We start from the raw sequence: 24,600 nt of genomic DNA, 5'->3' as shown, positions 1-24,600 counted from the left end.
TCAACACCGTGTTAATTAAAGAGGGAGGATGTGTGTGCAATGAAATTTGCGATTTCCATTGATGGAATTGCTAAGGGTTTTCAGCAGAAGAAGGTCATTCAGCCAATGAGCCTGAATATTGAAAAAAGCGGAATTTTTGGCTTGTTAGGTCCATCCGGATGCGGAAAGACGACCTTGATTAAAATGATTGTCGGATTGATTAAGCCCGATGCGGGTAAAGTCACGGTTCTGGATCATGAAGTGCCAAATGAAGCACTGTTAATGGATGTTGGCTATATGGCACAGTCCGATGCTTTATATACAGAACTGACGGGAGCTGAAAACCTCGAATTTTTTGCGAAGCTATACCGTTTTTCGAAAAAGGAACGAAGGGAACGCATCCAATATGCAGCTGAAATCGTACAGCTGACGAATGATTTGAACGTTCGGGTTGCCCATTATTCAGGGGGGATGAAACGCCGTCTTTCACTTGCGGTTGCACTCATCCAAAATCCGGATATTCTCATATTGGATGAACCGACAGTAGGAATAGACCCTTTGCTGAAACAATCGATTTGGGAGGAACTTGAGCGTTTAAGGAATGAAGATGATAAGACGATCATCATCACGACGCATGTGATGGATGAAGCGGAGCGATGCGATAAACTGGCGATGCTGCGTGAAGGTGAAATCATCGCGGCAGGAACCCCTGCAGCTTTAAAAACTCAATTTGCCGCGGAAACGCTTGATGATGTTTTTTTAAGGATTGGAGGCGGCCTAAAATGAGAATTGCCTCTCTTGTAACTCGCATTACCCAGCAGATGCGCCGGGATCGAAGGACGCTCGCTTTATTTTTCCTGGCTCCATTGCTCATCTTAACGCTCATGTATTTTATTTTCGATACAGAGGCGAGTGCTTTGAAAATCGTTGTTACAGGCAGTGATGAAACGATCGTTAAAGCATTGAAAAAAGCGGATTTTCAAGTGACGGATGCTGAGGAATTCTCACAGGAAAAGATGATTGAAAAGGATACGGATGGCTGGCTGCATGTTGAAAATGGCAAAATGGAACTCACACTTTTGAACGACGAACCGACCCGGGCAAAGGCCGTTCAAATGCAGATGATGCAGGGCTTGCAAGGGAATGAAAAAATCACTCCTTCAATTGAGGAGCAATATGTTTACGGAGATGCCAACACAAAGGGGTTTGATACCTTCAGTCCGATGCTCGTCAGCTTTTTCGTATTCTTCTTTGTATTTTTAATAGCGGGAATTGCACTTTTGAAGGAGCGTACAAGTGGTACGTTGGAACGGCTGCTTGCCACCCCGATTAAAAGATACGAAATCGTAGCGGGCTATGTGATCGGATATGGCTTATTTGCTCTAATTCAAACCATAATTGTCGTACTATATGCGGTCAATGTATTGGATATCGTCCTTGTTGGCTCCATTTGGCTCGTTTTACTGACGAATATACTGGTCGCGCTCGTTGCATTATCGCTTGGTACATTACTATCGAGTTTCGCGACATCCGAATTCCAAATGGTGCAATTCATTCCGTTGGTCATCGTGCCGCAAGTCTTCTTTACAGGGATTTTCCCATTGGATGGCATGTCAGACTGGCTCCAAAAAATCGGCAAGGTCATGCCTCTCTATTACGCATCGGATGCCATGAATGGCATTATGTACAAAGGTTTCACGTTCAATGAGGTCTTACTGGATCTGCTCATTCTCCTGGCCTTTGCCATCGTTTTTATCACCATCAATATCATTAGCTTAAAAAAATACCGTGCACTATGAAATTAATAACTTACAAAAGAAGCCGGATTCCCGTACATGGGGAACCGGCTTTTTGTTTACTGTAAGAATGCCGAATTATCCTTCCCATCGGTTGATTTATTCGAAAAGGCGTCCCCTCGACGGTTTTCTACCGACAGGTTTATGCAGTTTGTTGACGGACTGTTAAAGTTGTCCTAGGATATAAGGATATGCAATGATTTGGAAATAAATAGAAGGGGGGGAGTTATATGTCTCTAAAATCGGTCATGCTTTCCCTTTTGCTGTCGCAAGCATTGTTTTTGTGCGGTTTGCCTTTATTCCTTCAGCTTCTACTCTATTTGAATCCTTTAGTGATCATGGTTGTCTGGTTTTGTATCCTTCTTTTCGTTTCGTTTGCGGTTCTTTATTTTCGAGGTGAAACGGTCAGGGTTCCGCGTCTTTTGTGGCAGGCAGTATTGTTTGGCTACAGTTTATCATTAATGGTTTTGCTGTTCTTTCGGCCAGAAGGGCAGGTATATTCATATAATTTGATTCCTTTTTCTACGATTCTTTCCTATTTATCGAACGAAACGAACGGGTTTGTGTCATTTTATAACCTTAGCGCCAATGTGGGACTGTTCATTCCATTCGGTCTGTATTTGTTGTCCAGGGAAGGGCAAGAGCTCTCCGCTAAAAGGAAATTCATTTATCCATTACTTTCGATTTCGGGCATCGAAATCTGTCAGTTTGTTTTTCGGCGTGGAAGTTTGGATGTCGATGACCTCACCTTGAATATGATTGGTGTTTACATAGGGTACCTTCTGTATCCTTTGTTCAAGAAAGTCGTGGTGCTCTCTGGAAAAGTTAAAGGATGAAAGGCAGTATCAATATATTTAAAGAAAGGGTGTATTTCCATGTATAGCACGTTAGAAGAATTATCGAGCCATCCGGTGTTTCATTATTTTGCAGCGATTTCCAAAATCCCGAGAGGATCGGCGAATGAAAAAGCGATCAGTGACTATCTGGTTCGCTTCGCTAAGGATAGGAACCTGGAGGTGATCCAGGATGAGGCGCTGAATGTGGTGATCAAAAAGCCTGCCACAATTGGATATGAGAGTGCACCTACAGTCATTATCCAGGGGCATATGGATATGGTTTGCGAAAAGAACAAGGGAACGCTTCATGATTTTGAGAAAGATCGGCTTCAATTAAGGATTGTGGGAGATATGTTATATGCAACGGATACAACATTGGGGGCGGATAATGGAATTGCCGTTGCTTATGCATTGGCATTATTGGATGCCAATGATATTCCGCATCCCGCTCTTGAAATAGTCATAACGACTGAAGAAGAAACGACAATGAACGGTGCACTTGCCGTGGATCCTGCTCACTTCAAGGGGAAAATGATGATCAATATCGATTCTGAGGAAGATGGGAAGCTGCTGGTTAGCTCTGCTGGAGGAATACGCGTGCGACAGGTCCTGCCAATCGGATGGGAATCGGCATCCATTGTTGATGCTGTATCTTATAACATCAGGATTAAAGGGTTGAAGGGCGGACACTCCGGTATGTCCATACATAAGGAAAGAGGGAACTCCAATAAACTTTTGGGAAGAGTATTACATGAATTGACGACAGAATTTCCTTGCTGCATTCAGCAAATGAACGGGGGCCTGAAGGGGAATGCAATCCCTCGTGAAGCGGAAGCGACTGTATTGATTTCTGTAGAAGATGTTCAAAAGATACAGGAGAGACTCCAGAAATGGGAGGATACTTTTAAAAATGAACTGCAATCTTCCGACCCTGAGATATCGATTAAGTTTGAAAAAATCGAAACGATGTCTTCAAACGTTTTTTCCAAAGAGACGGTGACTAAAGCCATTACCTCATTACTGATAATCCCGCATGGTGTTCAAGGAATGAGCATGGGAATAGAAGGGTTAGTCGAAAGTTCGACGAATCTAGGGGTCGTTACAACAAATGAAGCGGAAATGATATTCGAAAGTGAAATCAGGAGTTCGGTCAAAAGCATCAAATATAATATGGTCATACAGGCAAAGGCCATTGCCGGCATGCTTGGGTGCGAACTATTGGTTGACGCGGATTATCCGGAATGGCCCTATAATCCTGATTCGAAACTCAAGAAATTATTTGAAGAGACATACAAAGAAAAATATCATGAAGAAATTGAAATCATCGCTGTGCATGCAGGGATCGAATGTGGGGTATTCATAGATAAGATACCAGGTTTGGATACAGTCTCGATCGGACCGGATATGTTTGCCGTACATACACCTGAAGAACACTTAAGCATCCCTTCGACCATAAACAACTGGGAATATTTTGTTTATACATTAAAGCGGATGAAGGACCTATAAACAATGTTTGGGGCAACGGCAAAATGATATTCAATAGATTTGGAGACATCCTATAATTGATTGGATGTCTCTTTTTTGAGTGTAGTAAATCTAACCGTTGATTTCCACTCCAGGCGCTAGCTTTCCGCGAGCGGGCGGGAGCCTCCTCGGCGCGCCTGCGGGGTTCCCATGCTACGCTATTCCTGCAGGAGTCTCGTACCTTACGTTCCAATCAACTTTGTTTTATTTAGATAGAACCCTATTGTCCACAAACTAGATAATATTTGTTTGCCGACAGTCTTTTTTTTGTGGGTTTGTAAAATGGGAACGTTGATTTCCACTTCAGGCACTCGCTTTGATGCGGCTTGGCAGACAGTCGGTGGAAAGGGAGCTGATTTCTGAAATCAGCTGGAATGTTAATAAAAAACTGCAGGCTGCTATTCGGAACCAAGTTTTAGACTGTTTATCCTTTAAGTTTTTCACCTGTAATCCTTCTTGGATGGAAGAAATATGCGACACTCCTGCCGAAAAACTGGCTAGCCGAGACCCCGCAGGCGCTCGTGCCGAGGAGGCTTGGCAGACAGTCGGCGGAAAGGGAGTGGATTTCTGGAATCAGCTGGAATGTTAATAAAAAACTGCAGGCTGATCTATTCGGAACCAAGTTTTAGACTGTTTATCCTTTAAGTTTTTCACCTGTAATCTTTCTTGGATGGAAGAAATATGAGACACTCCTGCCGAAAAACTGGCTAGCCGAGACCCCGCAGGCGCTCGTGCCGAGGAGGCTTGGCAGACAGTCGGCGGAAAGGGAGCGGATTTCTGGAATCAGCTGGAATGTTTTCTAGAAAAAACTGCAGACCAATTCGGATTTCTCTGCAGTCTGAAAGAAACAGAGGATTCTTTACAATTGTTATAAAATAAACTATTGTAAAGAAAACCTAGCATTCAGTGTAAATTATTGTTCTAAATCATTATGTATAGAGGAAGGTATATGGAAATATGGTTGTAAAGTATAGAATGGTCGTAGAACAAATGGAGAAGGAAATATTAGATGGAAAATATACATTAAATACTAAGTTGCCAACTGAAGAAGAGTTGATGAAGAAGTTCGATGTGAGCAGGAACACCATTAGAAAAGCAATCAACATATTGGTTGAGCAGGGGTATATCTATCAAGTTCAAGGCAGCGGCATATTCCTTAGGGAATTTACCAGACCGGGCTGCATTTCGATGAGGGATATGGGTGGCTTAACCAAAGTTTTTCCTAATGATGAAATGAAAAGTAAAGTGTTGAAGTTAGAATTAATAGAAGCCGATGAAAAATTGGCCAAACGAATGAAATGCCAGGTAAAAACCAAAATCTATAACCTGAAAAGGGTTAGATATTTAAATGGTCAACCCATTGTAATAGAAGAGTCCTTTTTCAATAAAGACATCATTCCCATCATAAATAAAGAAATTGCAAATGGTTCCATTTATGAATATATCGTCGAGGATTTGAAGTTGAATATCGGTTTTGCGGATAAAATCATTTCGTGTGAAAAACTTAACGACGATGATGCCAGGCTTTTGGACTTGCAGCCAGGGGATCCGACATTAATAGTTGAAAGTACGGTCTTTTTAAAAGCGGGAGCCGTTTTTGATTTATCAATCGAGAAATATAATTACACTTCAGCCAAATTATTAACATTGACTTAAAAAGTGCAGGAAATTCTTGAATAAGATTATACGGTGTGAATGGGAGATATCGATTCACACCGTGTTTTCTTAAATTCATTTCTCTTTTTCCCCAACAATCCCATAAAACAAAATCTTCATAATATCCTCAGTCAAAGGCAGGATGCTTTGATAAACCTCTTCCCGTTGGATATATTCATTCATTGCCTTTATATAAAATAAAATCGCTTCATTAGATAAGTTCGGATCAACATATCCTTGTTCCTTCCCCTGGTTAAACAGATCGATAAAGCGGGGCAGGGCCTTTTCTGTATATATTTTTTCCATATAATTGATTCCGGAAGTATATTCCTTCATTAAATATTGATAAAAATCTTCATGAATTTGTTTGGCTGTTTCATTCTTCGTGAACATGAGCTGTTTTATTTTTTCAGGGAAGGCGATGTTGCTGGCCAGTATTTGTTCAAATTCATCCAAGGCCTTATCTGTATAATAAACAAAAACCTCATGAATTAGATTATGTTTGCTTTCGAAGTAATTATATATCGTTACTTGAGATACATTTGCTTTTTTTGCTATTTCCCCAATCGAAATCTTTTGGACACCATACTCCATGAATAAAGCTAAGGCAGCCTCTAATATATTCAATTTTTTTTGTTCCCTGCGTCGTTGAAATCCGTCCATTTGTTTCACCTCAACCTAAGTTTAATTAAAAATATGTAATAGAACAATAAAATTAGTTCATAAACTATTGTCAGGAATTCTTCTTATGTATATTATGAACTAAATCAGTTAAGATATTTCATATTTTTTTCAATGAGGAAGAGGTGGATAAGGAATGTCAGTATTGAAAACAACTAATCTAACGAAAAAGTTTGGAAAGTTCACTGCTTTAAATGGTGTGAACATTGAAGTGAATAAAGGGGAGGTATTTGGGTTCATCGGTCCCAATGGTGCTGGAAAATCAACAACGATCCGTGTGCTGCTCGGGATTTTAAAGGCCACGGATGGGGAAGCGAAGATTTTTGGCAGGGATGCATGGAAAGATGCGGTTGAAATTCACAAGCGAATCGCGTATGTACCGGGAGATGTGAACCTATGGCCCAACTTAACAGGCGGGGAAGTTATTGATCTATTTGTTGAATTGCGCGGGACGAACAATAAAAGCAGACGCGAAGAACTAATAAAAAAATTCGATCTGGATCCCTCCAAGAAATGTGGAACATATTCAAAGGGTAACAGGCAAAAGGTTGCTTTGATTGCTGCTTTCTCATCTGATGCCGACCTTTATATATTGGATGAACCAACATCAGGTCTAGATCCATTGATGGAAAGGGTTTTCCAGGAATGTGTGATGGACGCGAAAAATGAAGGAAAAAGTATATTGCTTTCCAGCCACATTCTTTCTGAAGTGGAAAGGTTATGCGATAGAGTGGGCATCATTCGGCAAGGGCAAATCATTGAAACGGGAACATTGGATGAGTTACGTCATTTAACGAGAACAAGCTTGCTTGTCGAAACGAAGCAGCCTATCCCTGCTTTAGGGAATGTAAACGGTGTTCGGGATATCGTGATGAAAGACCAGGCACTTTCATTTCAAGTGGATACAGGTGAATTGGATAATGTCATGAAGTATATAAGCCAGTTTGGCATTGTGAAATTGGAAAGCGCGCCGCCTACATTGGAAGATTTATTCATGAGCCATTATGAAGGTGTAAGGAATACTTGTGATTCTGGTGCGGGAGGTGCGTTATAATGGCGAACCAGTCCTATCATAATACTGGAAGACTCTCCCGATTCATCGTACGGCAGGATCGGATTCGGATACCTGTTTGGATCATTTCCTTATCCGTGCTTTCCTTTATGGTTGCGATGGCATTCACCGATCTGTACCCGACTGGGCTAGAAAGGCAAACCATTGCAGAAACGATGAAGAACCCTGCAATGACAGCGATGGTGGGGAAAGGTTATGGCCTGGATGACTATACAAACGGAGCGATGATGGCGCATCAAATGTTACTGTTAACCGCTATGGCCGTGGGAATAATGAGTATTTTACTCGTTACACGCCATACACGCGCAGATGAAGAGGACGGCCGTATCGAAATGATCCGTTCTTTGCCGGCTGGACGATTGGCTAATTTATATGCAACCATTTCCGTATCGTTTGGAACGAATGCATTGATTGCGTTAATAATGGGTTTCGGATTGTATGCTCTGGGGATAGAAAGCATGGATTTGGAAGGTTCCCTTATGTATGGAGCTGCTTTAGGGGCAACCGGTATTTTCTTCTCGGCAATAACGGCATTATTTGCCCAGCTTACCGAGAGTGCTCGAGGTACGATCGGTTACTCCATCACTATATTGCTTCTCTCCTATCTTATTCGGGCGATAGGGGATGTCAGCAATGAAACACTTTCCTTGTTTTCACCATTGGGTTGGGTGTTAAGTTCAGAAGTATATGTGAATAATTATTGGTGGCCAATCATCCTTACGATCGGTGCGGCAATCATTTTGGTTGCCTTATCCCTATATTTGAATGCCATCCGTGATTTGGAAGCTGGATTCATTCCGGCTAGGCCCGGCCGGAAATATGCTTCATCGTTTTTAAAAAGTCCGCTGGGGCTCGCGCTAAGGCTGCAGCGTACAGGATTGATCGCCTGGGCAGCCGGGATGTTCATTTTGGGTGCATCTTACGGTTCCGTTTTAGGTGATTTGGAATCCTTTTTTACAAAAAATGAAATGATGGCCGAACTATTGACGCCAGTGAAAGGCTATTCGCTGACAGAACAATTCTTGACAATGTTGATGTCAGTCATCGCCATGATATGCACCATCCCGCCTCTAATGGCGATGTTAAAGCTTAAAGGGGAAGAAAAAAAGAACCATACTGAACATTTATTGAGCCGTGCTGTATCCCGTACAAGGCTTATGGGCAGCTATCTTATCATCTCCGTCATTGGCGGTTTTCTAATGCTTGCGCTTGCTGACATCGGCCTTTGGGTCGTCGGGAATTCAGTGATGGATGAAGGGGTTGCTTTCGGCACTATATTCAGTGCAGCGATGGTCTACCTGCCTGCGATGTGGATCATGATTGGTATTGCCGTGCTGTTTATTGGATATGCACCAAAATTATCCGGCTTGACTTGGCTTTACTTGACCTACTCAATCTTAGTCGTTTATTTAGGCGGAATGCTTCAATTCCCGGAATGGATGGGAAAACTAACGCCATTTGGCCATATTCCGAAGCTTCCTGTTGAAGATATGGACTTCATGAAAGTATCCATGCTTACAATCATAGCTATCTTATTATTGGCTGCAGGCTTTTTCGGATATAACAAACGGGATATCCGCGGTTGATGGTTCGACTATGATTCTATTATTATTGCCAAATTGTCTTCTGACTAAAGCATGATTCCTTTGTTTCAAAGGGAAATCAGGCTTTTATTGGTTATCAGTCATGGGGAATCAATAATAGTACACCTAGTGCAATGATGATGAAGAATAAATAACTTTCGAATTTCTTCGCGGGAATTCGCTTATTCATGAAGATTCCGAGACCTGTCGCAAGTAATATGGCTGGAATGGAATAAGCGTAAAGAATAAGTGAATCGGCTGTCCAAAGTCCGCCTAGCGCATGACCTGTCACGACCAGGATTCCGGATATCAGGAAATGGGCTTGCAATGTTCCGCGGAATCGCTCTGGGTCCCATCTTCGCAAAGTTCCATAGACGACGACCGGCACCCCGTTAAGGTTATAGGCGCTGCCAAGGGCACCAGAGGCAAAACCGAACGGCCATACCCAGCCCTTCGAGTTAAGTAATGGTTTATCCACAGTCTGAAAAAGTTTTTGCTTTAGAAGAGAATATCCTCCATATGCAATCAAAAAAACACCGAGTGCAGAAGTGATGATCAAAGAAGGTGCGTAATGGAGCAAAGCCAGGCCGGCTGGTATGCCAATGACCGTTGAAGCTGCCAGTCTGATTAATGCGGAGCGTTCGATATGCCGCCATCCGCTAACGACGGTTAGTGAAGCGACGGTAAGACCAGCCAATCCAATCAGGGAAACCGAAGTATTAAGCGGAATGTGAAGTAAGGCAAGCAGAGGCATGCTGACAATCGCTTCACCGAACCCGAACATCGTCCGCATCAAGGCGCCGATAAAGACTGCCGCCACCACCAATATGATGCTGCTGATCGTCATTCTTTCACCTCCTAAAAGCACAATAAATCTTCTATAATTATATCATATCAAAATTTCATTTGGTCGAGGTAACTATGATTTAAAACAGGTGATTCAAGGCCTTTATTACTCTTTGTAATGCGTTTAGCTCACCTTTTGAGAGGTACGAGGATTAATTTCCGTCGCTTAGGAGTCTGAAATGAGGTAAAATGTGGGTGTGCACCTTGTGGTGTTGTGTGGTGATAAAGATAGAAAAACATTCTCTTTAATTGAATTTGATGTGAAGGTTGTTTTGCAGATTAATAAAGATAACCAAGGGTGGTTTGTGGAAAATATGTTACGGGCAATACTTTTTAGGGAGGCTTTTTCCATACAAGCAGATTTAAAGAAAGAGTCATAGCCTTTCATTGGATTTCTCACCAGGAAAGGCTATGAATGCGTTCACCTTTTATCAAGCTTAGCAGAAAGGTAATTTCCGGCGAATTGGACGGATTGAACAATGATGATGAGAAGGAATACGGTTGTTATCATGATGTCAGTCTGAAAACGGTAGTATCCATAACGAATGGCCAAGTCGCCAATTCCCCCGCCGCCCACGACCCCGGCAATAGCCGAGTAGGATATGAAAGAAACGGCAGTAACAGTTAGTCCTAACAGGAGACCGGAACGCGCTTCTAATAATAATACTTTGAAAATGATCTGGAAGGGGGATCCACCCATAGCAACAGCTGCCTCAATTGTTCCCTTTGGCACCTCACGTAAAGATTGTTCAACAAGCCGAGCTAAAAAAGGAATTGCAGCTATCGATAATGGGATGGAGGCGGCCAGCGGTCCTACAGAAGTTCCCAATATCGTTCTTGTAAATGGAATAAGAGCAATGAGTAAAATGATGAATGGGAAGGAACGGACCGTGTTGATCATTGCGTTTAAAACGTTATTTAAGATAGTCTGTTCGAGTAATTGCTCCTTTGAAGTTAAAAATGTAATGAAACCAAGTGGGAGGCCCAATAAGATAGCTGCCAATATCGCTATTCCCACCATTAAAAATGTTTGGCCTGCACCTAAATAAATTTCAGGAAGTAAGGAAATGATATTATCAAACACTTACCTTCACCTCTTCAGATTCATGTTTTAATAGAATTTTACCGATTTTCGTTGTAGGTATGGTTCTATTATCCGCTAAGTTCAATTCCTCCATGATTCTCCCCTTTTCCATGACCGCCACCCTATTTGCTAACCTTCGAATTACATCCATTTCATGAGTCACGATCAGGATGGTCACACCATAGGTTTCGTTTATTTTTTTTAGATAGGCCAGGATGGATTGAGTGGTTTGCGGATCAAGTGAAGAGGTGGGCTCATCACATAGCAATACATTAGGTCTTGTGCTTATGGCACGGGCGATAGCGACTCTTTGCTTTTGTCCGCCAGAGAGCTGCGCGGGATAATGATTGGCTTTATCAGATAAATCAACGATTTGCAGGGATTCAGCTATAATTTTGGCTCGCTCATGTTTTGGTACATTGGCAAGTTCCAATGCGAGGCTAACATTTCCTTGTACCGTTCGATTTGCCAAGAGGTTGAAATGTTGAAATATCATCCCGATTTTGTTGCGTGCTTCTCGAAGCCGTTTGCCAGATAAATCACTAAGGATAGAATCATTTATTGCTATCGTACCTTCCGTAGGCTTTTCTAATAGGTTACCCATGCGCAGTAAAGTCGATTTACCTGCACCGCTAAAACCGATGATCCCATATATTTCATTCTCCTTAATATCCAGATTTACATTGGAAACGGCAGTGAATAATTCGTTTTTTACAGTAAATGTTTTACCTGCATTTTTAAATGTTATCATTCTCGAACCTCCCAATCTTAAAGCGTTTATATCCATTCATTTAAAATAATCAGGTCGGTGAAATCCTTCAAATTCTGTATTGCTTTCAATCGCTTTTTGAAATTCAGGGGAGTGGTAGGCGTTAATGATTTCCTTCACGAATCGTTTGTTCTTATCTTCGGTTCTTACTGCCACAAAATTTTGATATTCAAATGGGGGATCCTCTAAATAAAGGGCAGAAGATAGTTTCCGGTCGGATACCAAGATGGTATACCCATTGGCTACCGCATAATCTACATCAGGTAAGATTCGGGGAACTTGAGCCTGTTCCACCTCAACAAATGAAAAGTTCACTTTTTGATCGATGATATCTTTTTTGGAGACAGTCAAGGGATCGTATCCTTTTTTAAATTGAAGCCACCCTATTTGTTCAAGCATTCTTAATGCTCTTGCCACGTTAGCTGGATCATTCGGGATTGCCACCTTTTGCCCATCCTTCAATTCATCCTTGCTGTCATGCTTATCGGAATATAAGCCCATAGGTGCTGTGGGGACTTTAATGGTTTCGGTAAGCTCCAGTTTATTTTCATTGATGAAATTCTTGAAAAAAGCAGTATGCTGAAATACATTTACATCGATGGAGCCTTCGGCCAAAGCAAAGTTTGGTTGGTTTGGGTCACTGATTTCCACGTATTTAACGGCATATCCTTTATTTTTCAAATAAGGTTCTATGCCTTTTTTCACTTGGTCACTATAAGGACCTGGAGTGAAGCCGAAAATAATTTCTTTCTTAGCTTCACCCTCACTCGCTGCTTTTTCACTGCCGTTGCTGTTGCAAGCTGAAAGCAACATGACGAATAATAGAGACATGATGATGAACAGAAATGAATTTCTCATGGAATTCCTCTTTTCTTTTTTTGTATAGGGTTCATTCTTTTTTTAGGAATAAAAAAAAGCATGAACAAGTTTTGTTCATGCCGCCGGTTATCCGGTAGGCTTGCATAGTATAGTTTTCCAATTGGAATAATTAAACTATAACAAGAGTATGGATAATTTATCAAGTGTTAATTTTTATGGATATTTATGGGTGGGAACCAAAAAACACACTTGACCAATTGAATTTATCGGATTATGATAGTGAACATAAAAAAATAGCTTATCGGACAACCGAGAGCCCTTGTTAGGAGTCAGTTTCATACTCCTTCAAGGGCTTTTGTGTTTTCCAGGGAGGAGTTGGGAACTTAATGAATAAGAGAAGCCGGCTTGCCGAAAGTTTGAAAGATGGAAGAAATGTTTGGCTTGATGGAAAGAAAATAGACGATCTATATGCCCATCAGGCTTTCACAGGCACTTTGAAAACTTTAACAAATTTGTTGGAAATGCTGGATTCACCTGAAGAACAAAAGATTGTCGGGTATGAAAGTCCAAAAACAAAGGAATATGTTCATAAATCTTTTCTCATTCCTAAAGATTTGGAAGAACTGATTTCAAGAAGAAAGGCTTTTGAGTTATGGTCGCGGAAAACCTACGGAGTGATGAGCCGATTATCCGACTATGCGAATTCGATGGTCACAGCATATTTCATTGATAGGGATTTCTTTAACCAGTATGATTCAGGATTTTCCGAAAAAATCACTGCATACTATGAACAGGCTAGGGATGAACGGCGTATTGTGATCCAGGCCATTCTTGATCCTCAGATCGATCGGTCCAAGCCAAGTGATGAACAGGAAGATGCTTTATTGAAAGTCATAAGGGAAACGGAAGAAGGAATCGTTGTTAGAGGGGCTAAAATGATAGCTACCGCTTCCCCGTATGCACATGATGTCATCATCATGCCGCATCAAAAGCTGACTCCTGATAAAACGGAGCATGCCAATATGTGCATTATCCCTTTGAATCTTCCTGGCCTGCAAATTGTCTGTCGTGAATCATTCGCTTCAAAAGACCAAAAGAAACATCCATTAAGTGCACAATTTGATGAAATGGACGCTGTTTTAATTTTTGATGATGTGTTGATTCCGTGGGAACGCGTAATGATTAGGGGATCCGTAGAAGGAGTGTTTGAAGCTCAGCGGCACCAGCAATTAAACTGTCTCGCCCATCATCAGACGGTCGTTCGCTTGCTTACGAAGCTTCAATTCGTAACGGGGGTGGCTACGGCTATCGCTCAATCGATTGGTGTTGATCAGTTCTTACAAGTGAAGGAAAAGCTTGGTGAACTATATACCCAAATCGATAGTATAGAAGCGTTGCTTATTGCTTCAGAGGTTCAAGGTTCACATAACGAAAAGGGCGTTTATCTGCCTGCTCTCGTACCTTTGCAAACGGCACGAAATCTTGGAACCCGCCATTATCCAAGAGCGATTGAGATTTTAAAACAAATCGGGGCGGGCGGTTTTATCCAGCTCCCTTCAACAACGATAGAGGACAGCAACGATCTCATTCCATTATTAGAAAAGTATTTTAGAGGAGCGAATGTTGATGCCGTCACTAAAACTTCTTTATTTCAAATAGGATGGGAACTGATTGGAAGCACACTGGGATCGAGGCATGATCTGTATGAAAGGCTGTATACCGGCGATCCCATTCGAACCTTCGCTTTGCAGTATGAAACCTATGATAAAGAGCCATTAAAACGAAAACTCCACCATTTTTTGGAGGGGGTAAATGGAAAGGGGAATCGTGATGATCGAAAACAATCGCTATCTTCAACGACTTAATGATGGCAGAAATATTTGGCTAGATGGGGATATTGTCAAAAACTTAGACGAACACCCTGCATTTAAGGGAACGGTCCATACGATACAATCATTGTTGGATTTACAAACAAAAGCAGACAGTAAATCCTTGCTGACATACCAAACGGAGGAAGGACTTGATGCGAACCTATCATTTCTCGTTCCCAGGACACATAAGGATCTGGAAAAAAAACGTTTGGCGTACCAGCATTGGGCCGATCAGACTTTTGGAGTCATGAGCCGTCTATCTGAATATTCCCGTTCCATATTTACTGGTTGGTTTGCAAACCGTTCAGAGTATGAAGATGTACATCCAGGTTTTTCTGAAAAAATAGAAAGCTATTACTATCAATCCCGTAATCTTGATTTATTGTCAACAGTAGCAGGGCATGATCCACAAAAGGATCGTTCAAAAACAGCAGGGGAAAAGAAACCGGGGATTTTACATATCAGCCGTAAAGATAGTGAAGGGATCTATGTTCGCGGTGCGAAAATGATTGCGACAGCAGCTCCATATGTTGATGAAATTTTAATCTTTTCCTATCACAAGAAAGGAGAAAATGAACGTGAATTCGCCAATGTTTTCTTTGTGCCTGTCAATGCCAAAGGCTTGCATATTGTTTGCAGGGAGTCATTTGCCGATAAACGGGAGGAGGATCACCCGTTAAGTGCACGTTTTGACGAAATGGATGCAGTCCTGATTTTTGATGATGTATTCATCCCTTGGGAGCGAGTGCTGGTTCATGAGGATCCGGAATTTGCATGGAAGCTTCGTTGTGATGCCCCTTCATCACTGCTTAGCCAGCATCAAACAGTAGTGAGACTGGTCAGCAAACTGGAAAGTGTCGTAGCAATCGGGAACGAATTAGCGGAAACGGCTGGGGCAACACAATTTCTGCATGTGAAAGAGAAGCTTGCAGAATTGATCATACAGCTAGAAACCATTAAAGCATTACTGCTCGCTTCAGAATATAAAGCAAAAATGTATAACGGCATCCTGCTTCCTAATCAAGATTTCTTAGCGACAGCAAGGAATCTGGGAACTCGATTCTACCCAAGAGCGTTGGAAATCCTCCAGCAGATTGGGGCAGGGGGGCTATTGCAGGTCCCATCCAGCATAAAAGAATTGGAAGGTCCCATAGGTCCTTTGTTAAAAGAATATTACCAGGGTACAGAGACATCTGCAGAAGATAGGACACGATTAATTAAATTAACGTGGGATCTATTGGGGAGCCCGCTTGCATCAAGACATGAATTATATGAGAGATTTTATTCCGGCGATCCTGTCAGAACGTATGCAGCCCAGTACAATAATTATAAAAATAAGCAAGAACTCGTTGATTATGCTTATGAGGTTTTAAAATAAGGGGGTCCTATAATGTCTGTGCATTTTTACTGGTATGTACCTACAAATGGTGATGGTGAATACTTAGGCCTAAACGAGCCGCAGAGGAAGCCTACTTTGGATTATATAATAAGCGTTGCGAAAGCAGCTGAAAAGGCCGGTTTTGAAGGGATATTAATTCCTACGGGCATACCTTATCTAGACTCATGGATAGTGGGTTCGGCCATCATTCATCATACGAGAATAATTAAGCCGTTAATCGCTTTTCGCCCAGGATTCATCGCTCCGACGGTTGCGGCTAAAATGGCCGCGACCCTTGATCAATTCTCGGAAGGGAGAATGCTTGTCAATGTAGTGACTGGAGGTTCGGCAAAAGAATTGGGGCAGGATGGTGACTTCGTTGAGCATAATGAGCGATATGCCAGAACAGGTGAATTCCTTGAAGTCATACAAAAATCATGGACGGAAGAGAAGGTTAATCATATAGGAGAATATTTTACGATCAGTGATGGAGTATTGAATCCAAGCATTCACCAAAGTCCAAATATTCCGATTTATTTTGGAGGTTCATCTGATGCAGCAAAGGAAATTGCAGCGAAATCTGCCGATGTTTATTTGCAATGGGGAGAACCAGCCCAGCAAATTGAACAACAAATCAATGATGTCAAACAAAGGGCGAAGAAGTATGGAAGGCAATTGGAATATGGTGTCAGGATTCATGTGGTCGTTCGGGATGAGGAAAGTGAAGCATGGGAGGCAGCCGCAAAAATAATAAGTAAGGCTGACAGGGAAACTCTGAGTAATATGAATCATTACTATGAAACGACGGATTCAGTGGCCCAAAAACGGATGAATGAATTAACAAGGAACAATGAGCGTTTTGGAAGATATGGTTGGTCGGGAATCGGGAAAATCAGGAAAGGAGCAGGTACAGCCATTGTAGGCACCCCTGAACAAGTAAGGGAAGGCCTGCAAGAATATATCGATATTGGCGTCAAGCATTTTATCCTATCCGGTTTTCCTCATTTAGAGGAGGCAGAAAGATTTGGGCAAGCAGTACGGCCATTATTTGGAGAAAAGGTTTTATGAGCAGGAAGTTACTGAAAACTAAGGAGGGAAGGATATGAAATTTTCAATCTGGGGGGCTAATTTATCAGGTGGTTTCTTGCGGGCAAACGTAGAACAAAATACGGATGGAAGTATGGAATATAATCGTAAACTCGCAAAAATGGCAGACCAGCTACAAGTGGATTCCATCCTTTATGCCATTCGCTATGTTGGCAGTATTGGAGGTAGCTCGACGGATAGAGGTCAACTTGATCCCTTATCAGTAATTACCGCTTTGGCAGGGGATACCGAAAACGTTCATTTTATTGCTGCGGTTTTACCGGGCTTCATTCACCCTGCAACCCTCGCAAAAGTAAGTTCAAGCATCGACATTATATCAAACGGGAGATTCCACATAAATTTGGTCAGCGGTTGGTTTAAAGAAGAGCAAGAAATGTTTGGGATAGAATGGATTAAGCATGAAGAGCGGTATAAACGTTCAAGGGAATACCTAGAGGTTTTAAAAGGATTGTGGACGACTGATAATTTTTCTTTTCAAGGGGATTATTATCAAATAAAGAATGCAATATTGGCACCGAAACCGATTCAAAAACCATATCCAGCAATCTATCAAGGCGGTAATTCCCAAGATTCCCAAGAGATGGCCGGGGAATTATCCGATTATTACTTTATGAATGGAGCTTCCATAGAAGAGTTGAAAGAACAAATGAATTATGTAAATGCTGTAGCACAAAATCATGGTCGTGAAGTGAAATTTGCTGTTAATGCTTTTGTCATTGCCAGAAAAACGGATGAGGAGGCAAGAAGCGAATATCGGTATATTATCGAACATGCAGATGATACTGCGATAGCACAGTTCAAAAACCGTAAAGATACGAAAGGAATGTGGAAAAATGCATCCTCTATTAGTGATTTTGTTGCTAATAATGAAGGATTCAGGACAGGGTTGATTGGCAGTTACGAATCAGTTGTAAATAAAATTCAGGAACTTCAAGCAATTGGAATTGATAAGATCCTATTAACTTTTCGAAATGCACTTGAGGAATTACCGGATTTTTATAACAACGTTAACAATCGTTTGGAATCAGAGTTCATAAAGAAATAAATATGTACAAGGAATTCAGAAGTTTAATCGAGGATGCCATATTGAAACCTGGATGAATGGGGAAATATAGAAATCAAAAAGACCGCTATAAGGTGGTCTTTTTCATTGGATTGAAGAAATTTGCGATACTCCTGCCGAATAACTGGCTAGCCGAGACACCGCAGGCACTTATTTTGATGAGGCTTTGCAGACAGTCGGCGGAAAGGGAGCGGTTTTCCGAAATCAAATCATTATTATATAGCCAAAAATTATTCATTTATTTTTCCTCATTGTAATAGGTCTAAGCAGATTCCAAAATAAATTAAGCATCCCCGGTATTTCGCATGGTTTGCAGCGCCTACCTCTCAATTACCCAATTAATGATCACCAATTTTGCATGTAACAGCTCTTTGTCGTACTAATAGAATGGACCCAGCTTCTACTTGGTCACCGTTATAGGTACGGTTTTGGCAATGCCCCTGTCTTTGGGGGATTTGTTTACCAAAAACTAAGAATACTGGAATGTTGAACGCAAAAAAACATATTAGGGCTATCCAGGGAATAAAATGAAGGGAATATTTTGAAGGAAAGCGGGGCAGTGCATGTGAAAATCCATGTGGTGAATAGGGGGGATTCTTTGTGGGGAATTTCCCAGCAATATGGTGTCAGTACCAACCGAATTGTTCGGGTCAATGGCCTTGAAAATCCAGATAAGCTGGTGATTGGCCTAGCTCTTTTGATTCCTGAACCTTATCTTCAGTACAGGGTTCAGCAAGGGGATACTCTAAATAATATCGCAAATCAGTTTGGAATTACGGTACAGGAAATCATGCAATCGAATACCATCACAAATCCTTCCGCTATCTATCCAGGGCAGAGACTAACCATCCCGGTTATTTATCATACCGTAAGGGAACGAGATACCCTTTATGATATAGCGAGACGTTATGGAACGACAGTTCAGGCCATTATGCAGATGAACAGGATTACAGATCCGTCCACTATCCATATCGGAAGGATAATAAGGATTCCACAGAAACCAAAACCCATCATTGAAGTAAATGGTTTTACAAACGTTTACGGGCAAGCCGGTGCGGAGCAGGTACGTGAAGTAGCCCACGATTTGACCTACGTAAGTCCATTTGGTTATAGAATGAGGCAAGATGGCAGCTTAGAAGTCATAGATGACATCCCGACGATCCGGGCGGCACAGTCGACTGGCGTCATACCCATGATGTGCATAACGAATTTTTCCGCGACGGAAGCTGGAACTCAGCTTGCCCATACGATACTTTCTGATTTGAATTTAGTGGAAACATTATTGACCAACGTCATAAAAACGATGAAAGATAAAGGGTACCGTGGATTGAATATCGATTTTGAAAGTGTAGCACCAGAGGATCGTGATTTCTATAATCGCTTTCTCCAAAGAGCAGTGGATCGGTTGCATCCTGAAGGCTACTTTGTGTCATCCTCCCTAGCCCCAAAAACTAGCGCCAATCAAAAGGGTCCATTAGTTGAGGCACATGATTATCCAGTTCACGGACGGCTGCTCGACTTCGTGGTGCTGATGACATATGAATGGGGTTACCGAAAGGGGCCGCCGCAGGCAATCTCCCCCATTAATGAAATAAAACGTGTCCTTGACTATGCCGTAACGGTGATACCAACAAATAAAATCTTCATAGGATTTCAAATTTATGCACGGGACTGGCTTTTTCCCCATGAAGAGGGGCAGGAAGCAGAGACTTTCGACATGCAGGAAGCCATCAGGCGCGCCGTACAATATAATGCAGAAATAAAATATGACGAGACAGCCCAAACACCTTATTATAGGTACAAAGATGATCAGGGACGCTCACATGAAGTTTGGTTTGAGGATGCACGCAGTGCTAAAGCTAAATTCGACCTGGTGAAGATTTACAGGTCAAGGGGTCTCAGTTATTGGGTACTTGGTTATCCGTTCCCCCAGAATTGGGAACTGCTTGGGGATACATTTATTGTAAGGAAACTGTAGGGGGTTTTGTCACATAATTGATATAGTGATGGGCAGCTTTTTTTATAAAGCTGTCTATTTTAGTGATTTCGAAATGCTCTACAAGAATTACAGGGTTTTTTATAACAACGTTTAAAATCGAGGAACCTGAGTCGATAAAGGGACTTAATCGAGGACGCCATAAGGTGGTCCTTTTCACTTTAATGAGAACTCTTTAAAAAACAAGGGAATGGTTCTTCAAAAAAGGAAAAGGGCTCCTCATTGTGGAATTAGGAGACTAGAATATTACTTACCGGAGGAACATTTAATGGAATTAACCATCATTAATACGTTTACAGATCAACCTTTTAAAGGAAACCCTGCTGCAGTCTGCCTTCTTACCGGGGAAAGTGACAGCGAGTGGATGCAGAGAATAGCTAAAGAGATTAATATGCCTGTTACCGCTTTTATTCAACCTCATAATGGTGAATGGAAGCTGCGATGGTTCACACCTTTCATTGAAATCCCGATTTGTGGACATGGGACGCTGGCAAGCTCTTTCTTTTTATGGGATAAGGGATACGTGCCAAGGAATCAGCCGGTTGCCTATCAGACGAAAAGCGGGCTTCTCACTGCAAAATTCGTTGATGGAATGGCTCAGTTGGAATTTCCGTCATTAAGGGAGAAGGAGACCACTGCCCCTGATTAACTGATAAAAGCTTTAGGAGTTGTGCCTGCGTATGTTGGGCAAAACAAATGGGATCTTCTAGTCGAAGTTCAATCAGAGGAAATCGTAAGGAATTTAAAGCCGGATATAGACTCCGTTGCCCAATTGCCGGTTCGGGGCGTCATTGTAACGAGTCAATCGGATAGCAGTGAATATGATTTCGTTTCACGTTTCTTTTCCCCTGCCCAAGGCCTTGACGAAGATCAAGTAACGGGCTCGGCCCACTGCTGTCTGGGACCCTATTGGAATAGCAAGCTGGACAAAAGTATTTTTATAGCCCATCAGGCATCGGAAAGAGGAGGACTATTGAAGGTTGAAGTAACGGAAGACACAGTTAAACTTTCCGGGCATGCAGTCACAATATTCGAAGGGAACTTAACCATCTAGATAATAAAGGAAGGTTTCATCCCGAACCATAATTTTAAAAGAAGACTAGAATATCCTTAATGTTTTTTTACAGTACCCCATAATGGATTGAAGAAATTTGCGGCACTCCTGCTGGCTTGCCGAGACCCCGGAGACGCTTGCTTTGATGTGGTTTGGCAGCCAGTCGGCAGAAAAGGAGCGGTTTGCTGAAACAACTAAAAGTTTTTTTTGAAAAACTGCAGGCAATCTCGCTTTTCTCCGGGTTTGTTTACAGTCGGAGAGAGAGTTAAATCTCTCTCCTTTTTTATTTTAGGTTAATTTAGGTATAAAGACCAAGGGTGGTCGCGGAATGGTGTGGTGCTATTTTACCATTGAATCATTTTATTGATATATCATCTATCTTCTACTAGGTATTTTAGGGTGATTATAATGATAATATTCTGTTAATATTCGATGTTGTATTGTAAATTTGTTTTAAAATTGGATTATTTTGTTGTAATATAAGAGATACACGGATCTTTAGAGGAAAAAAGTAGGGTGGATTTGTGTATGGGTAAGTAAATTTGTCGGAATTCAATTTTTGGAAAAGCGTGTCAATTATATGGATAAGTTAGCAGAATGTTATTCCAGTATAGAACTAATGGGGGGGATTACGATAATGGGGAAAAAGAAAATCGTAAAAATTGCATCAGCTACCATCATGGCTGCGACAACGATCGTAGCAGTAGCGCCGGCACCATCGGATGCTGCCACTAGCCTGAATGGTAAAATCAAAACGGCCAAGGCCGCCATCAAGAAACCATTCGATACCTATTTCTACACTTCTAAACTCGCTTCAGTGTCCACGGTTGAAAAACAAATCAAGTCTGCAAAACAAGCAAAAAAAGACATCAACTCTACCATTAAAAAATCAATGTTAAGCAAAAAAGAAAAAGATACCAAATACAAAGAAATCGAAGCTTATGATAAGTACATCACTCGTTCGGAAGGTTATGTAAAAGGATATAAAGCGGCTGAGAAAGCTAAAGCTGCTCATGGCAAATCGATTGGCGCCCTTACGGATTCAATACTTGCCAAGAAATCCATTGATATCAGGAATCAATACGAGGCACTGGATAAAGCCGTGAAAAAGGCAGATAAAGATATTAAAGATACGGTTTACGGAGCGAAAATCGAAAAGCTCCTATACGATAAATTCACTAAAGCGACCAAAACAGTTTTGAACGGTGACCTGAAAGTTCCATACTACTATGAAAAAGCTGCTTACTGGGTGAAGAAAGGTGATTTAAAGACCGCGGACAAGCGGATGCAAACCGTTTCTTCGCAATTGAAGAAGGTCAGCAAAACATCCAAGCTCGGAAAAGGCATACACGCCTATGTTAAAGAAGTGAAAGGTAAGTATGATGATGCGGTATATGCAGAAAAGAAAAAAGAAGTGGCAAAGCAGGTCAATGCCTATGTAGCTCTTGCCAATGGGGAACTTAATACGAAAGAACAGATAAACGCGGCTAAAAAGGCGAGAGCCGACATCCATTTAAATGGGATCAAGGAGTCGGACCGAAAGGTATTCGAAACGAAAATAGCATTGGCGGATAAGAAAGTCGCTGCTGCTGAAGAAGCGTTGAAAAATCCTCCGAAGGCGATCACGCTTTCCTTGATGCATACGAATGATACCCATGCCCACTTGGACAATGTGGCCAAAAGGGTGACAGCTGTTAAGGAAGTGCGTAAGAGTAAACCGCAAGCCCTTTTGGTTGATGCTGGTGACGTATTCTCGGGAACCCTCTATTTTAATGAATTCAAAGGGCAAGCGGATCTGCGCTTCATGAATTTAATGAAATATGATGTCATGACATTCGGGAATCATGAGTTTGATTTGGGTTCAAGCGCCGAAGGGCATCAAGCTTTGGCTGACTTCATTAAAGGGGCAAAGTTCCCGTTTGTCAGTTCGAATGTGGACTTCTCCAAAGATGATAAATTCAAGGGACTATTCTCGGATTTGATTTCAAGTAAGCCAGAGCAAGGAAAGATATACAATGGCATCGTAAAACAAGTGGATGGCCAGAAGGTAGGGTTCTTCGGGCTTACGACTGAAGAGACGAAAGATATTTCAAGTCCAGGAAGTATAGAATTTGAAAACTACCTTGAAGAAGCCGAAAAAGCGGTCAAGGCGTTCAAAGGCATGGGTGTTAATAAGATCGTTGCCGTATCCCATATCGGTTACGACGACAATGCAGCCTATGACAATGATTTAACATTGGCTGCCAAGGTCAAGGGCATCGACGTGATTGTGGGCGGACATAGCCATACGCAGTTAGACGCCCCCATTGTTGTCGACCAAGATGATAAAGGGAAAAAGAAAGAGCCAACTGTCATCGTTCAAGGGTATCAATATAGCGACTATTTAGGCACGATCGATGTGGAATTCGATAAGCAAGGCAAGATTGTCGGACAAGCAGGCAAGCTGATTAAGCTTTCTGAAAAACAGGATGATGTGGAAGCGGCAAAAGTGCTCGAAACATATTCCTCGAAGATTAAGGAACTGAAGGAAACGAAGACGGGTGCAACAGCTGTGAAGGCCTTGGAAACACCTCGTGATGCAGGAGATGCAACAAAGCCGAGCGTTCGAAAAAATGAAACGGAGCTGGGTAATTTAATTACGGATGGAATGCTCAGTAAAGCGAAGGAATTCAATAAGGATACGGTAATGGCATTCCAAAATGGCGGGGGCATCCGCGCCGGCATCGATCAAGGCGAGATCACTTTAGGGGAAATCCTCACCGTTTTACCGTTTGGGAATACGTTAGCGACGATGAAGCTTACGGGTGCAGAAATCAATGAAGCATTAGAGCATAGTGTAAGCCTGGCTCCTAAGGAAAATGGCGGCTTCCTGCATGTTTCGGGAATGAAATTCAGCTACGACAGTTCGAAGGAAGCAGGCAATCGTGTCACAAAGGTTGAAGTCCTGGGACAAGATGGAACATATTCCGAATTGGATGCAGCGAAGGAATACGTCGTGGCGACCAATGCTTTTACAGCCAAGGGCGGAGATGGTTTCACCGTTTTCAAGAAGGCTTATGAAGAAGGAAGAGTGACGGATATCGGCCTCGCCGATTGGGAGAATTTACGTGATTATGTCAGCGGGCTGAAAACTGTCGATCCGAGCATCGAAGGACGCATCAAGGATGTGGCCGGAAACTCTACAGACCCGACTGTGGTATTGGCTAAAGACTTTGGCGGAACGGCTGATGCGCCAAAAACACATGAGGGCAATGTAGTTGTGGATATCACGGATATTGCTTCATTGGAACATGCAGTGGTTAAAGGGAATCTTACATTAACGGGAACTCCTCCGGATGATTTTACTTTTTCACAGGTTACAGTGGAGGGTGATTTGGATTTATCGGGACTTAACGGTAAGACCATGAGCCTGAGCGGTGTCACGGTGAATGGCGAAACCATTCTGTAAGCGGTATTCAAATGATTGCTGAGCCTATGAAAAAAGTT

Annotated in this window: 21 protein-coding genes and 1 pseudogene; 17 read left to right on the top strand and 5 right to left on the bottom strand. The window is 42.0% G+C overall.

Annotated features, from left to right (window positions below):
- The first annotated feature begins 39 nt into the window (after window positions 1-39).
- The 6 genes from J7I90_RS08040 to J7I90_RS08015 all read left to right on the top strand — a co-directional run bounded on the left by J7I90_RS08040 (window position 40) and on the right by J7I90_RS08015 (window position 5,791).
- Window positions 40-765: an ABC transporter ATP-binding protein gene (locus tag J7I90_RS08040; RefSeq protein ID WP_214770354.1), complete on the top strand. Its 726-nt coding sequence runs from the start codon at window positions 40-42 to the stop codon at window positions 763-765.
- Window positions 762-1,778, top strand: coding sequence for an ABC transporter permease (locus tag J7I90_RS08035; protein WP_214770352.1), 1,017 nt, complete (start codon window positions 762-764; stop codon window positions 1,776-1,778). Before J7I90_RS08040 ends, J7I90_RS08035 begins: the two co-directional genes overlap by 4 nt.
- 227 nt (window positions 1,779-2,005) lie before the next feature.
- Complete coding sequence (locus tag J7I90_RS08030) at window positions 2,006-2,611, top strand: VanZ family protein (RefSeq protein WP_214770350.1); 606 nt, start codon at window positions 2,006-2,008, stop codon at window positions 2,609-2,611.
- A 39-nt stretch (window positions 2,612-2,650) separates the two neighbouring features.
- Complete coding sequence (locus J7I90_RS08025) at window positions 2,651-4,117, top strand: aminoacyl-histidine dipeptidase (RefSeq protein ID WP_214770346.1); 1,467 nt, start codon at window positions 2,651-2,653, stop codon at window positions 4,115-4,117.
- Window positions 4,118-4,454: 337 nt separating this feature from the next.
- Window positions 4,455-4,724, top strand: a complete 270-nt coding sequence (locus J7I90_RS08020; protein WP_214770342.1) for a hypothetical protein — start codon at window positions 4,455-4,457, stop codon at window positions 4,722-4,724.
- Between the two features lie 368 nt (window positions 4,725-5,092).
- The gene (locus J7I90_RS08015; RefSeq protein WP_214770339.1) at window positions 5,093-5,791 is read left to right on the top strand and encodes a GntR family transcriptional regulator; all 699 of its coding nucleotides are present in this window, start codon (window positions 5,093-5,095) and stop codon (window positions 5,789-5,791) included.
- 75 nt (window positions 5,792-5,866) lie between these two features.
- Here J7I90_RS08015 and J7I90_RS08010 read toward each other — a convergent pair whose 3' ends face one another.
- Complete coding sequence (locus J7I90_RS08010; protein ID WP_095395155.1) at window positions 5,867-6,454, bottom strand: TetR/AcrR family transcriptional regulator; 588 nt, start codon at window positions 6,452-6,454, stop codon at window positions 5,867-5,869.
- Between the two features lie 154 nt (window positions 6,455-6,608).
- On the opposite strand from J7I90_RS08010, the gene J7I90_RS08005 reads away from it, so the two are divergent.
- Both J7I90_RS08005 and J7I90_RS08000 read left to right on the top strand, forming a co-directional pair.
- The gene (locus tag J7I90_RS08005; protein ID WP_214770336.1) at window positions 6,609-7,526 is read left to right on the top strand and encodes an ABC transporter ATP-binding protein; all 918 of its coding nucleotides are present in this window, start codon (window positions 6,609-6,611) and stop codon (window positions 7,524-7,526) included.
- Window positions 7,526-9,130 (top strand): ABC transporter permease, encoded by a 1,605-nt coding sequence (locus J7I90_RS08000; RefSeq protein ID WP_214770333.1) that lies wholly within the window; start codon window positions 7,526-7,528, stop codon window positions 9,128-9,130. Before J7I90_RS08005 ends, J7I90_RS08000 begins: the two co-directional genes overlap by 1 nt.
- Window positions 9,131-9,224: 94 nt before the next feature.
- On the opposite strand, the gene J7I90_RS07995 is transcribed toward J7I90_RS08000, so the two are convergent.
- Complete coding sequence (locus tag J7I90_RS07995; protein WP_214770331.1) at window positions 9,225-9,974, bottom strand: sulfite exporter TauE/SafE family protein; 750 nt, start codon at window positions 9,972-9,974, stop codon at window positions 9,225-9,227.
- Between the two features lie 190 nt (window positions 9,975-10,164).
- Here J7I90_RS07995 and J7I90_RS07990 point away from each other — a divergent pair, with 190 nt between their 5' ends.
- Window positions 10,165-10,353: a hypothetical protein gene (locus J7I90_RS07990; RefSeq protein WP_214770329.1), complete on the top strand. Its 189-nt coding sequence runs from the start codon at window positions 10,165-10,167 to the stop codon at window positions 10,351-10,353.
- A gap of 41 nt (window positions 10,354-10,394) precedes the next feature.
- Here the strand turns inward: J7I90_RS07990 and J7I90_RS07985 are convergent, their stop codons facing one another.
- Genes J7I90_RS07985 through J7I90_RS07975 form a run of 3 tightly spaced genes read right to left on the bottom strand, consistent with a single transcriptional unit; the run spans window position 10,395 to window position 12,684 of the window.
- Window positions 10,395-11,057, bottom strand: coding sequence for a methionine ABC transporter permease (locus J7I90_RS07985; RefSeq protein ID WP_214770326.1), 663 nt, complete (start codon window positions 11,055-11,057; stop codon window positions 10,395-10,397).
- On the bottom strand, window positions 11,050-11,808 hold the full coding sequence (locus J7I90_RS07980; RefSeq protein ID WP_214770323.1) for a methionine ABC transporter ATP-binding protein: 759 nt from the start codon (window positions 11,806-11,808) through the stop codon (window positions 11,050-11,052). Before J7I90_RS07980 ends, J7I90_RS07985 begins: the two co-directional genes overlap by 8 nt.
- A gap of 36 nt (window positions 11,809-11,844) precedes the next feature.
- Entirely contained in the window at window positions 11,845-12,684 is an 840-nt protein-coding gene (locus J7I90_RS07975; RefSeq protein ID WP_214770320.1) for a MetQ/NlpA family ABC transporter substrate-binding protein, read from the bottom strand.
- A gap of 347 nt (window positions 12,685-13,031) precedes the next feature.
- On the opposite strand from J7I90_RS07975, the gene J7I90_RS07970 reads away from it, so the two are divergent.
- From J7I90_RS07970 to J7I90_RS27280, 8 genes and pseudogenes are all read left to right on the top strand, one after another.
- Window positions 13,032-14,510 carry a 4-hydroxyphenylacetate 3-hydroxylase family protein gene (locus tag J7I90_RS07970; RefSeq protein WP_214770318.1) on the top strand — a complete coding sequence of 493 codons (1,479 nt, stop codon included), beginning with the start codon at window positions 13,032-13,034 and terminating at the stop codon, window positions 14,508-14,510.
- On the top strand, window positions 14,458-15,894 hold the full coding sequence (locus tag J7I90_RS07965; protein WP_251025172.1) for a 4-hydroxyphenylacetate 3-hydroxylase family protein: 1,437 nt from the start codon (window positions 14,458-14,460) through the stop codon (window positions 15,892-15,894). Before J7I90_RS07970 ends, J7I90_RS07965 begins: the two co-directional genes overlap by 53 nt.
- Window positions 15,895-15,906: 12 nt before the next feature.
- Window positions 15,907-16,962, top strand: a complete 1,056-nt coding sequence (locus J7I90_RS07960) for an LLM class flavin-dependent oxidoreductase (protein WP_214770315.1) — start codon at window positions 15,907-15,909, stop codon at window positions 16,960-16,962.
- A gap of 34 nt (window positions 16,963-16,996) precedes the next feature.
- Window positions 16,997-18,046, top strand: coding sequence for an LLM class flavin-dependent oxidoreductase (locus J7I90_RS07955; RefSeq protein WP_214770312.1), 1,050 nt, complete (start codon window positions 16,997-16,999; stop codon window positions 18,044-18,046).
- Window positions 18,047-18,102: 56 nt separating this feature from the next.
- Entirely contained in the window at window positions 18,103-18,321 is a 219-nt protein-coding gene (locus J7I90_RS07950) for a hypothetical protein (protein ID WP_214770309.1), read from the top strand.
- Window positions 18,322-18,629: 308 nt separating this feature from the next.
- Window positions 18,630-20,042, top strand: a complete 1,413-nt coding sequence (locus tag J7I90_RS07945; protein WP_214770472.1) for a glycoside hydrolase family 18 protein — start codon at window positions 18,630-18,632, stop codon at window positions 20,040-20,042.
- A 208-nt stretch (window positions 20,043-20,250) separates the two neighbouring features.
- A pseudogene (locus J7I90_RS07940) lies at window positions 20,251-21,114 on the top strand (PhzF family phenazine biosynthesis protein).
- Window positions 21,115-21,751: 637 nt separating this feature from the next.
- Complete coding sequence (locus tag J7I90_RS27280) at window positions 21,752-24,562, top strand: bifunctional metallophosphatase/5'-nucleotidase (protein WP_251025170.1); 2,811 nt, start codon at window positions 21,752-21,754, stop codon at window positions 24,560-24,562.
- The last annotated feature ends 38 nt before the right edge of the window (window positions 24,563-24,600 follow it).

It is taken from the genome of Bacillus sp. ISL-57 (assembly GCF_018613135.1).
GTDB classification, from domain to species: domain Bacteria; phylum Bacillota; class Bacilli; order Bacillales; family DSM-1321; genus Peribacillus; species Peribacillus frigoritolerans.
Note: the sequence above shows the minus strand (reverse complement) of the source record. Positions and strands in the feature narration are given on the sequence as shown.

Excerpts from the sequence above, each read along its gene's own strand:
- J7I90_RS08000 (WP_214770333.1), top strand. The coding sequence starts at position 7,526 with ATGGCGAACCAGTCCTATCATAATACTGGAAGACTCTCCCGATTCATC.
- J7I90_RS08035 (WP_214770352.1), top strand. The coding sequence starts at position 762 with ATGAGAATTGCCTCTCTTGTAACTCGCATTACCCAGCAGATGCGCCGG.
- J7I90_RS07965 (WP_251025172.1), top strand. The coding sequence starts at position 14,458 with ATGGAAAGGGGAATCGTGATGATCGAAAACAATCGCTATCTTCAACGA.
- J7I90_RS07975 (WP_214770320.1), bottom strand. The coding sequence starts at position 12,684 with ATGAGAAATTCATTTCTGTTCATCATCATGTCTCTATTATTCGTCATG.
- J7I90_RS08025 (WP_214770346.1), top strand. The coding sequence starts at position 2,651 with ATGTATAGCACGTTAGAAGAATTATCGAGCCATCCGGTGTTTCATTAT.
- J7I90_RS07980 (WP_214770323.1), bottom strand. The coding sequence starts at position 11,808 with ATGATAACATTTAAAAATGCAGGTAAAACATTTACTGTAAAAAACGAA.
- J7I90_RS08040 (WP_214770354.1), top strand. The coding sequence starts at position 40 with ATGAAATTTGCGATTTCCATTGATGGAATTGCTAAGGGTTTTCAGCAG.
- J7I90_RS07995 (WP_214770331.1), bottom strand. The coding sequence starts at position 9,974 with ATGACGATCAGCAGCATCATATTGGTGGTGGCGGCAGTCTTTATCGGC.
- J7I90_RS07955 (WP_214770312.1), top strand. The coding sequence starts at position 16,997 with ATGAAATTTTCAATCTGGGGGGCTAATTTATCAGGTGGTTTCTTGCGG.
- J7I90_RS08010 (WP_095395155.1), bottom strand. The coding sequence starts at position 6,454 with ATGGACGGATTTCAACGACGCAGGGAACAAAAAAAATTGAATATATTA.
- J7I90_RS07970 (WP_214770318.1), top strand. The coding sequence starts at position 13,032 with ATGAATAAGAGAAGCCGGCTTGCCGAAAGTTTGAAAGATGGAAGAAAT.
- J7I90_RS07960 (WP_214770315.1), top strand. The coding sequence starts at position 15,907 with ATGTCTGTGCATTTTTACTGGTATGTACCTACAAATGGTGATGGTGAA.
- J7I90_RS08020 (WP_214770342.1), top strand. The coding sequence starts at position 4,455 with ATGCGGCTTGGCAGACAGTCGGTGGAAAGGGAGCTGATTTCTGAAATC.
- J7I90_RS08005 (WP_214770336.1), top strand. The coding sequence starts at position 6,609 with ATGTCAGTATTGAAAACAACTAATCTAACGAAAAAGTTTGGAAAGTTC.
- J7I90_RS08030 (WP_214770350.1), top strand. The coding sequence starts at position 2,006 with ATGTCTCTAAAATCGGTCATGCTTTCCCTTTTGCTGTCGCAAGCATTG.
- J7I90_RS07950 (WP_214770309.1), top strand. The coding sequence starts at position 18,103 with ATGGGGAAATATAGAAATCAAAAAGACCGCTATAAGGTGGTCTTTTTC.
- J7I90_RS27280 (WP_251025170.1), top strand. The coding sequence starts at position 21,752 with ATGGGGAAAAAGAAAATCGTAAAAATTGCATCAGCTACCATCATGGCT.
- J7I90_RS08015 (WP_214770339.1), top strand. The coding sequence starts at position 5,093 with ATGGTTGTAAAGTATAGAATGGTCGTAGAACAAATGGAGAAGGAAATA.